The 9,211-nt window shown below is 61.1% G+C and carries 9 protein-coding genes; 1 reads left to right on the top strand and 8 read right to left on the bottom strand.

All coding sequences use genetic code 11. The annotated features are described in order from the left end of the window. The 8 genes from PH552_RS31420 to PH552_RS31385 all read right to left on the bottom strand — a co-directional run. Positions 1 to 703 (bottom strand): tetrahydrofolate dehydrogenase/cyclohydrolase catalytic domain-containing protein (locus tag PH552_RS31420; RefSeq protein WP_285166568.1); only part of this gene is annotated, 703 nt, incomplete at its 3' end. A 3-nt stretch (positions 704 to 706) separates the two neighbouring features. Next, complete coding sequence (purU, locus tag PH552_RS31415; protein ID WP_169644061.1) at positions 707 to 1,591, bottom strand: formyltetrahydrofolate deformylase; 885 nt, start codon at positions 1,589 to 1,591, stop codon at positions 707 to 709. A 99-nt stretch (positions 1,592 to 1,690) separates the two neighbouring features. Further along, complete coding sequence (gene glnT / locus PH552_RS31410) at positions 1,691 to 2,998, bottom strand: type III glutamate--ammonia ligase (RefSeq protein WP_112340195.1); 1,308 nt, start codon at positions 2,996 to 2,998, stop codon at positions 1,691 to 1,693. Between the two features lie 78 nt (positions 2,999 to 3,076). Beyond that, positions 3,077 to 4,405 carry an FMN-binding glutamate synthase family protein gene (locus tag PH552_RS31405; protein WP_095438571.1) on the bottom strand — a complete coding sequence of 443 codons (1,329 nt, stop codon included), beginning with the start codon at positions 4,403 to 4,405 and terminating at the stop codon, positions 3,077 to 3,079. Positions 4,406 to 4,420: 15 nt separating this feature from the next. Then, positions 4,421 to 5,107 carry a GltB/FmdC/FwdC-like GXGXG domain-containing protein gene (locus PH552_RS31400; RefSeq protein ID WP_112340196.1) on the bottom strand — a complete coding sequence of 229 codons (687 nt, stop codon included), beginning with the start codon at positions 5,105 to 5,107 and terminating at the stop codon, positions 4,421 to 4,423. Between the two features lie 31 nt (positions 5,108 to 5,138). Then, on the bottom strand, positions 5,139 to 6,047 hold the full coding sequence (locus PH552_RS31395; RefSeq protein ID WP_112340246.1) for a class II glutamine amidotransferase: 909 nt from the start codon (positions 6,045 to 6,047) through the stop codon (positions 5,139 to 5,141). A 93-nt stretch (positions 6,048 to 6,140) separates the two neighbouring features. Continuing rightward, positions 6,141 to 6,824, bottom strand: coding sequence for a helix-turn-helix domain-containing protein (locus PH552_RS31390; protein WP_112340197.1), 684 nt, complete (start codon positions 6,822 to 6,824; stop codon positions 6,141 to 6,143). Between the two features lie 78 nt (positions 6,825 to 6,902). Next, positions 6,903 to 7,862, bottom strand: a complete 960-nt coding sequence (locus tag PH552_RS31385) for a GlxA family transcriptional regulator (protein WP_285166567.1) — start codon at positions 7,860 to 7,862, stop codon at positions 6,903 to 6,905. Between the two features lie 88 nt (positions 7,863 to 7,950). Here PH552_RS31385 and PH552_RS31380 point away from each other — a divergent pair, with 88 nt between their 5' ends. After that, a complete protein-coding gene (locus PH552_RS31380; RefSeq protein WP_112340199.1) occupies positions 7,951 to 9,201 on the top strand; it encodes a sarcosine oxidase subunit beta family protein in 1,251 nt (416 codons plus the stop codon). Positions 9,202 to 9,211: the final 10 nt, after the last annotated feature.

Raw genomic sequence — 9,211 nt, 5'->3', positions numbered from 1 at the left:
CGACATCGATGACGGTGGCGCCGGGCTTGATCCAGTCGGCCTTGACCATCTCCGGACGGCCGACGGCCGCCACCAGAATATCGGCACCCCTCGCGACCGAAGCCAGATCCTTCGTGCGCGAATGCGCCGTCGTGACCGTCGCATTGGCAGAAAGCAGCAATTGCGCCATCGGCTTGCCGAACAGGTTGGAGCGGCCGATGACGACGGCATTGAGACCCGACAGGTCCTCGCCGTGGATCGAACGCACCAGCAGCATGGCGCCGGCCGGCGTGCACGAGATCAGCCCGGTTTCGAGATCGCCGGTCGCAAGCTTGCCGGCATTGACCACATGCAGGCCATCGACATCCTTTTCCGGCTTGATCGACTGGATGATCGCATCGGAGTTCAGATGCTTCGGCAGCGGCAGCTGCACGAGAATGCCGTGGATGGACGGATCGTCGTTCAGCGAGGCCACGAGCCTTGCCAGTTCTTCCTGCGTCGTCTCCGCCGGCAGCGTGTGCTGGACCGACTTGAAGCCGCATTCCCTCGCCATCTTGCTCTTGGAGTTCACATAGGCGTGGCTGGCCGGATCGTCGCCGACGATGACGACGGCAAGCCCGGTCTTCACACCGGCCTCACTCTCAAGCCCAGCCGCCGCAGCCTTCACGGCCTCGATCACCGAAGCGGCCGCTTGTTTCCCGTCGATCACCGTTGCGAGCGCCATCACTCACCCCATGCGTTCGGAGGCATAGGAGCCCGGGCTTGCCGGGAAGACGACGGTGCGGTTGCCGTTGAGGAAGGTGCGATAGTGGATATGGGCATGGATGGCACGGGCGAGAACCTGGCTTTCGACATCGCGGCCGATCGAGACATAATCCTCGGCCGACTGCGCATGCGTGATGCGCGCCGTGTCCTGCTCGATGATCGGACCCTCGTCGAGATCGGCCGTCACATAATGCGCCGTCGCCCCGATCAGCTTCACGCCGCGCTCATAGGCCTGCTTGTAGGGGTTCGCCCCCTTGAAGGACGGCAGGAAGGAATGGTGGATGTTGATGATGCGGCCCGACATCTTCCGGCACAGCGCATCCGACAGAACCTGCATGTAGCGGGCCAGCACCACGAGTTCGGTGCCGGTCTGCTCGACCAGTTCCAAAAGCTGGGCTTCGGCCTGCGGCTTGTTGTCCTTCGTCACCTTGATGTGGTGGAAGGGGATGTCGTGATTGACGACCACTTTCTGGTAGTCGAAATGGTTGGAGACGACGCCGACGATGTCGATCGGCAGCGCGCCGATCTTCCAGCGGTAGAGCAGGTCGTTCAAGCAATGGCCGAAGCGCGAGACCATGAGCAGCACCTTCATGCGCTTCTTGGCATCGTGGATCTCCGCATCCATGGCGAACTTCTCGGCGATCGGCTTGAAGCCTTCGGCAAGCGCCGGCCCGCCGACACCTTCCTCCGAGATGAAGGAGACGCGCATGAAGAACTTGCCGGTATCGAGATCGTCGAACTGGCTGGAATCGACGATGTTGCAGCCCTGCTCGGCCAGATAGTTCGAGATCGCCGCAACGATCCCACGCGTCGATTGGCACGTCACTGTCAATACATAGCTCGTCATGCTGATCTTCCTCCGCCGTCTGCGGCCAAAATTCCGCCGTCGTGCCGGGGGATCGTACCCCGGCACCTGATCCCTTAAGGGCATCTTTTCACTCTGCACTCAGATATCGAGCGTGCTGTCGCGTTCCCACTGCGTGAAATGCGAGCAGTAGGCGTTCCATTCCTGATGCTTGAGTTTCAGATAGGCGTCGGAGAATTCCGAACCGATCGCCTGCTTCAGCCCCTCATCCTCGTCATAGGCACGCAGCGCATCGAGCAGATTGAGCGGCAGGCGCGGCGCATCCTTCACGAGATGACCCTCCGCATACATGTCGATATCGTGATGCGGCCCGGGATCGGCCTTGCTGCGCAGGCCGTCGAGGCCGGCGGCGATGATGACCGCCTGCAGCAGGTAGGGATTGACGGCACCATCGGGCAGGCGCAACTCGAAGCGGCCGGGACCGGGCACGCGCACCATATGGGTGCGGTTGTTGCCGGTCCATGTCACGGTATTGGGAGACCAGGTGGCACCCGATGTCGTGCGCGGCGCATTGATGCGCTTGTAGGAATTGACCGTCGGATTGGTGATCGCCGCCAGCGACGAGGCATGTTTCATGATGCCGCCAAGGAAATGCTTGCCCTCGGCCGACAGGCCAAATTCGGCTTCCCTGTCGGCAAAGACATTGGTCCTGCCATCATTGCTCCATACGGAAATATGGCAATGGCAACCGTTGCCCGTGAGCCCCTTGAAAGGCTTCGGCATGAATGTCGCCCTGAGGCCATGCTTTTCGGCAATCGACTTGACCATGAACTTGAAGAAGGAGTGCTTGTCCGCCGTCTTCAGGGCATCGTCGAATTCCCAGTTCATCTCGAACTGGCCGTTGGCATCCTCGTGGTCGTTCTGATAGGCGCCCCAGCCGAGCTCCAGCATATAGTCGCAGATCTCGGAGATGACGTCATAGCGGCGCATGACGGCCTGCTGGTCATAGCAGGGCTTTTCCGCCGTGTCGTATTCGTCGGAAATCTTGGAGCCATCGGCCGTGATCAGGAAGAATTCGGCCTCGACGCCGGTCTTGACGCGCTTGCCCGCGGCTTCCGCTTCTTTCACGAGCTTCTTCAAGACGTTGCGTGGCGCCTGGGCGACCAGTTCGCCCTCCATCATGCAATCGGCCGCGACCCAGGCAACATCCTTCTTCCATGGGAGTTGGATGACGGAGGAGGCATCGGGTACGGCAAAAAGATCAGGATGGGCGGGCGTCATGTCGAGCCAGGTGGCAAAACCGGCAAAGCCGGCGCCCTCCTCCTGCATACCGGCGATCGCCTGCGCCGGCACCAGCTTGGCGCGCTGGCCGGAAAAAAGATCCGTATAACTGATCATGAAATATTTGATGCCTTTGTCCTTTGCAAAGGCAGCAAGATCCAGTGTCATTCTCGTTCCCCTTTGGATTTCTTCGAGACACTTCGATGATGCATGCGGCGGCCGGACCTCTCAGGCCCGGCCGGTATCTTAAAAGCCTCCCTTGCCCGGGTACCAGTTGGTGCCGGCGAGCGGAATCTGCGCCATGGCGGCGGCTTCCATCGTCAGCGCACAGAGATCCTCCGGCTCCAGATTGTGCAGGTGATTTTTGCCGCAGGCGCGCGCGATCGTCTGCGCTTCCAGCGTCATCACCTTGAGATAGTTGGCAAGGCGCCGGCCCGCAGCAATCGGATCGAGCCGGCTTGCGAGCTCCGGGTCCTGCGTCGTGATACCAGCCGGGTCCTTGCCCTCGTGCCAGTCGTCATAGGCGCCGGCCGTCGTACCGAGCTTCTGATATTCTTCTTCCCATTTGGGATCGTTGTCGCCGATCGCGACCAACGCCGCCGTACCGATGGCAACTGCATCCGCACCCAGCGCCAAGGCCTTGGCCACATCGGCTCCGGAGCGAATGCCGCCGGAGATGATCAGCTGCACCTTGCGATGCATGCCGAGATCCTGCAACGCCTGCACGGCGGGGCGAATACAGGCGAGCGTCGGCATGCCGACATTCTCGATGAAGACGTCCTGGGTCGCGGCCGTGCCGCCCTGCATGCCGTCAAGCACCACGACATCGGCACCGGCCTTCACGGCAAGAGCGGTATCGTAATAAGGGCGTGCGCCGCCGACCTTCACATAGATCGGCTTTTCCCAATCGGTAATCTCGCGCAATTCCATGATCTTGATTTCGAGATCGTCCGGACCGGTCCAATCCGGATGGCGGCAGGCCGAACGCTGATCGATGCCCTTCGGCAGATTGCGCATGTTGGCGACACGATCGGAGATCTTCTGGCCGAGCAGCATGCCGCCGCCGCCGGGCTTGGCGCCTTGGCCCACAACGACTTCGATTGCGTCGGCGCGGCGAAGATCCCTAGGGTTCATGCCGTAGCGCGAGGGGAGATACTGATAGACCAGCGTCTGCGAATGGCCGCGCTCCTCGTCCGTCATGCCGCCGTCGCCGGTCGTCGTCGACGTACCGGCAAGTGTGGCACCGCGGCCAAGGGCTTCCTTGGCGTTGCCGGAAAGCGCGCCGAAGCTCATGCCGGCAATGGTAATGGGGGTCTTCAGCGTGATCGGCTTTTTGGCGAAACGACTGCCGAGGACGACGGTCGTATCGCACTTCTCGCGATAACCTTCGAGCGGATAGCGCGATATCGACGCGCCGAGAAACAATAGGTCGTCGAAATGCGGCACCTTGCGCTTCGTGCCGGCGCCGCGAATGTCGTAAATGCCCGTCGCCGCCGCACGGCGGATTTCCGCCAGCGTATGATCGTCGAAAGTCGCGGACTTGCGCGGCGGCGTGTGCGGATTGTGGTAGCTCATGAGGTCCCCTTCGCCTTAGTACGCGTCGGCATTGTCGATATTGAAATTATAGAGCTTGCGCGCCGATCCATAGCGCTTGAATTCCTCCGGCCTGACGCCGCGCACGCCGGCCTTTTCCAGAAGCTCGGAGAGCTTTTGCAGGTGTTCCGGGCGCATCTCCTTTTCGATGCAATCGGAGCCGAGGCTTTTCACCGAACCACGGACGAAGAGCTTGGCCTCATAGAGGCTGTCGCCCAGCGCATCGCCGGCGTCACCGAGCACGACGAGATGGCCGGACTGCCCCATGAAGGCGGACATATGGCCGATATTGCCGTAGACGACGATGTCGATGCCCTTCATCGATATGCCGCAACGCGAGGCGGCATTGCCCTTGATGACAAGCAGGCCACCCTGCCCGGTCGCCCCGGCATACTGGCTGGCATCGCCTTCGATGACAACGGTGCCGGACATCATGTTTTCCGCAACGCCCGGACCAGCCGAACCGTGGATGGTGACATTGCCGCCATCGTTCATGCCGGCGCAGTAATAGCCGACGGAGCCCTTGATATCGACGGTGACGGGCGCGTCTATGCCGGCGGCCACTGCATGATGGCCGCGCGGGTTGACGACTTCAAAGGCTAGATCGTTGGCGCCCGGGGCAAGGCCATGAAGGGCACTGTTGAGTTCGCGCAGCGGCGTGACGGACAGGTCGAAAACTGGCATGTAAGATCTCTCTCGATTGCGGCGCTTCTGATCAGGCAGCCTTTTCGTGATCCCAGAAATAAACGGTCGCCGGCTCCGGCTCCCAGATCCGGGCATCCTCGATGCCCGGGAGATTGACGAGCGCGCGATATTCTGAGCCGAAGGCGACATACTGGTCAGTCTCGGCCATGACGGCCGGCTTACAGGCGATGGGATCGCGAACGACGCCGAAACCCGACTTGGTGCCGACGACGAAGGTGAAGAAGCCGTCAAGATCGTCGACAGCGCTTTCGAGCGCCGCCCCGAGATCCTTGCCTTTCGCCATCTCGGCCGTCAGATAGGCAGCGGCCACCTCTGTATCGTTTTCCGTTTCGAAGACCATGCCCTCGCGCTTCAGCTCGCGGCGCAGGTTGTTGTGGTTCGAGAGCGAACCGTTGTGAACCAGGCATTGGTCCGAGCCGGTGGAGAAGGGATGGGCGCCGAGCGTGGTCACGGCCGATTCCGTCGCCATGCGCGTATGGCCGATGCCGTGCGTGCCGGACATGGCGGTGACGCCAAAGCGGGAGACCACGTCCTTCGGCAGGCCGACCTCCTTATAGATCTCGACGGTATCGCCGCTGCTCATGACGCGGATATTCGGACGTGATGCCGCTAGGGCCGCCCTACCCTCGTCAAGCTTGTCCTTGGCAAGGGTGATGACCGCATGCGTGCTCTTGACCACGACGGATACCGGGACGTCGAGCGCGCGCCGGAGTTCATATTCCAGCCCGTCGAAATCCTTTTCCGGATCGGCCGACTGAACGGTTATCTTCGCAGTGTTGCCATTATCGTTGCCGTAGATCGCGATGCCCGCGCTATCGGGTCCGCGATCGGTCATCGTGATCAGCATGGAAGACAAAAGCGCGCCGAGTTTCGGCTCCAGCGCCTTATCCTTCAAGAAAAGACCGACAATTCCGCACATGCCCAAACCCTCCGTTTTCGCATCTGCAAAAATGGCTATCAGGTCCAATGCGGTTTTTCAACTCAAAAGAATAAATTTTTCTTTTAAGGCAAGTCAGTCGGTCTTGCCTCTTTGTGGATAGCTGATGATCGACAGGTATTTGGCCGGCAGTTTCACCAGCACCTCCGGGCCATGCGGCGCATCCGCATCGAAGAAGAGGCTGTCGCCCGGCTGCATGGGGTAGAGCTGATCGCCGTGGCGGTACATGACCTCACCCTCGAGCATATAAAGGAACTCCATGCCCTCGTGCTGGAACGTCGGGAAGACGTCCGAATCCGCCGTCAGGGTGATGAGATAAGGCTCGACGATAACGCCGCTCGAATTGTTGTCGATATGGCCGAGGAGATTATACTGATGGCCTGCGCGCGTGCCACGGCGCTCCAGCTCGACGCCCTGGCCGGCCTTGACGAAAACGGCATTGCGCGGCTCTTCATAGCGACGGAAGAATGCGGTCAAGGGTACGCCGAGCGCGCGCGACAGCGATTGCAGCGTCGTCAGCGACGGCGAGATATTGCCGTTCTCGATCTTCGACAGCATGCCGAGCGAGATCCCCGTCGCGGCGGCGAGATCCGTCACCGTGATGCCGAGCTTCTTGCGATAGGCGCGAACCTCGTGGCCGATCGCCATTTCGAGATTGTTTTCCTTCGGCTCGCGCACCGCATGCGGATTTTGGGAGAAGGCCGACCGTCCAGCATGGGATTGGTCGTCGGCCGATACACTGTCTGCCTTGGTTTTCATTCCGTATCCTTTTTGCCGGCAGGGCTTGCTGGGAAGAACTCTATCCTCCCAGTGAAATTTTCTCAACTACGACGAAAATCAGCCGTGGCGGGTTTCGCCGGGAGCCATGCCATAAAGCGAGCGATAGGCTCTGGAGAAATGTGCGCCGCTGGAAAAGCCGGTGGCGATGGCGATTTCGGAAATCGAAAGCGGACTTTGCTCCAGAAGCCGCCGGGCATGCTGCAGGCGTATCCGCCGATATTGATCGAGGAATGTCGAGCCGAGATGAGCGGCAAACAGCCGGTCGAGATGACGCGGCGTGACACCGGCAATCCGCGCCATGGCCTTGCGGTCGAGCGGCATCTCGATCGTCTCTTCCATTTTTTCGAGCACGCTCAGCAAACCTGGATGGTGAACGCCATAGCGTTCGGCGAGCGACCCGCGCTGCGGCGCCGCAGGCTCGCCGACTTCGGTGTGCAGATACCAGTCGCTGACACGCCGGGCGAAATCGGCCCCCATGCGCTCTGATATCAAAACATGCATCATGTCGAGCGGCGCGATGCCGCCGCCGCAGGTGATGCGATTGCCGTCGATCACGAAGCGCGCCTGGCGCGGCGACAGTGTTGGAAAGGCTTCGAGCAAGGCGGGTGCATGTTCCCAATGAATGGTGAAATCGCGCTCGGCCAGAAGCCCGGCGGCGGCAAGCAGATAGGGACCGCCGGAGATGCCACCGATGCGCACTCCTTCTCGTGCGAGCTGGCGAAGGCAGGCGAAAACCGTGGGATAATGCCAATCGCGCGGCGATCCGCCGGCGCAGACGAAGACCGTGCCGAGGCCGGATCCGCGACCCGGGAGAGGGTCGGCCGGCACCGGTACACCGCCAGAGGATACCGCCGGGGTGCCGTCCGGCGAAAAGATCGACAATCGATAGATTTCGCGCCCGGCCAGAAGATTGGCCGCCCGCAGCGGCTCGCTAGCCGAAGCATAGGACATCAGTGCGAATCCCGGAATCAGGATGAAGCCGATGGATTGGCTATTTCGTGCATCGATTGGAGCCATGTCCCTTTTCTACTGAAAAAGGTCCCAATCAGGCAAGTCTGCATTTTTCACTCTGTCATCATGGATGCAATTTAAAGCGGATCGAACTATGCGCTATTCGGCTTTCTCTGTTTTCCTCAACGGTCTTCGCGGCAACACAGGCTGGGCGCCCGCCTGGCGCGAGCCGCAACCGAAACCGCATTATGACGTCATCATCGTCGGTGGCGGCGGTCATGGGCTAGCAACCGCCTATTATCTCGCCAAGACCTTCGGCATCACCAACGTCGCGGTGCTGGAAAAGGGCTATCTCGGCTCGGGCAATATCGGCCGCAACACCACGATCATCCGCTCGAACTACCTGTTGCCCGGCAACAATCCCTTTTACGAGCTCTCGATGAAGCTCTGGGAGGGGCTTGAGCAGGATTTCAATTTCAACGCCATGGTCTCGCAGCGTGGCGTGCTCAATCTCTTTCATTCGGATGCGCAGCGCGACGCCTATACCCGGCGCGGCAATGCCATGCGCCTGCACGGCGTCGATGCCGAGCTGCTCGATCGCGAAGCCGTTCGCAAAAAGCTGCCCTTCCTGGATTTCGAAAACGCGCGCTTCCCGATCATGGGCGGCCTATTGCAGCAGCGCGGCGGCACCGTGCGCCATGACGCAGTCGCCTGGGGCTATGCCCGCGGCGCCGACAGCCGTGGCGTCGACATCATCACCGGCTGCGAAGTGACCGGTATTCGTTCCGACAGTGGCCGGGTCCTTGGCGTCGAGACCACGAAGGGCTTCATCGGCTGCGGCAAGCTGGCGCTGGCGGCCGCCGGCAATTCTACCGTCGTCGCCGACATGGCGGGGCTGCGCCTGCCGATCGAAAGCCATGTGCTGCAGGCTTTCGTCTCCGAAGGCCTGAAGCCGTTCATCGATTGCGTCGTCACCTTCGGCGCCGGACATTTCTATGTCTCGCAATCCGACAAAGGCGGTCTCGTCTTCGGCGGCGATATCGACGGCTACAATTCCTACGCCCAGCGTGGCAACCTCGCGACTGTCGAACATGTCGCTGAAGCCGGCGTTGCGATGATCCCGGCACTGACGCGCGTGCGCTATCTGCGCACATGGGGTGGCGTCATGGACATGAGCATGGACGGCTCCCCGATCATCGACCGGACCCATATCGACAATCTCTATCTGAACGCCGGCTGGTGTTACGGCGGCTTCAAGGCCACGCCGGCGTCGGGCTACTGCTACGCCCATCTGATCGCCCGCAACGAGCCGCATGAGACGGCGACGCAGCTGCGCCTCGATCGCTTTCGGCGCGGCTATCAGATCGATGAGAAGGGCGTCGGCGCCCAACCGAACCTGCATTGAGGACATGACA

Source organism: Rhizobium aureum, from assembly GCF_030182495.1.
GTDB lineage: Bacteria > Pseudomonadota > Alphaproteobacteria > Rhizobiales > Rhizobiaceae > Rhizobium > Rhizobium tropici_C.
This window is presented reverse-complemented; position numbering and strand designations above follow the sequence as displayed.

Excerpts from the sequence above, each read along its gene's own strand:
- purU (WP_169644061.1), bottom strand. The coding sequence starts at position 1,591 with ATGACGAGCTATGTATTGACAGTGACGTGCCAATCGACGCGTGGGATC.
- PH552_RS31385 (WP_285166567.1), bottom strand. The coding sequence starts at position 7,862 with ATGGCTCCAATCGATGCACGAAATAGCCAATCCATCGGCTTCATCCTG.
- PH552_RS31380 (WP_112340199.1), top strand. The coding sequence starts at position 7,951 with ATGCGCTATTCGGCTTTCTCTGTTTTCCTCAACGGTCTTCGCGGCAAC.
- PH552_RS31390 (WP_112340197.1), bottom strand. The coding sequence starts at position 6,824 with ATGAAAACCAAGGCAGACAGTGTATCGGCCGACGACCAATCCCATGCT.
- PH552_RS31405 (WP_095438571.1), bottom strand. The coding sequence starts at position 4,405 with ATGAGCTACCACAATCCGCACACGCCGCCGCGCAAGTCCGCGACTTTC.
- PH552_RS31395 (WP_112340246.1), bottom strand. The coding sequence starts at position 6,047 with ATGTGCGGAATTGTCGGTCTTTTCTTGAAGGATAAGGCGCTGGAGCCG.
- glnT (WP_112340195.1), bottom strand. The coding sequence starts at position 2,998 with ATGACACTGGATCTTGCTGCCTTTGCAAAGGACAAAGGCATCAAATAT.
- PH552_RS31400 (WP_112340196.1), bottom strand. The coding sequence starts at position 5,107 with ATGCCAGTTTTCGACCTGTCCGTCACGCCGCTGCGCGAACTCAACAGT.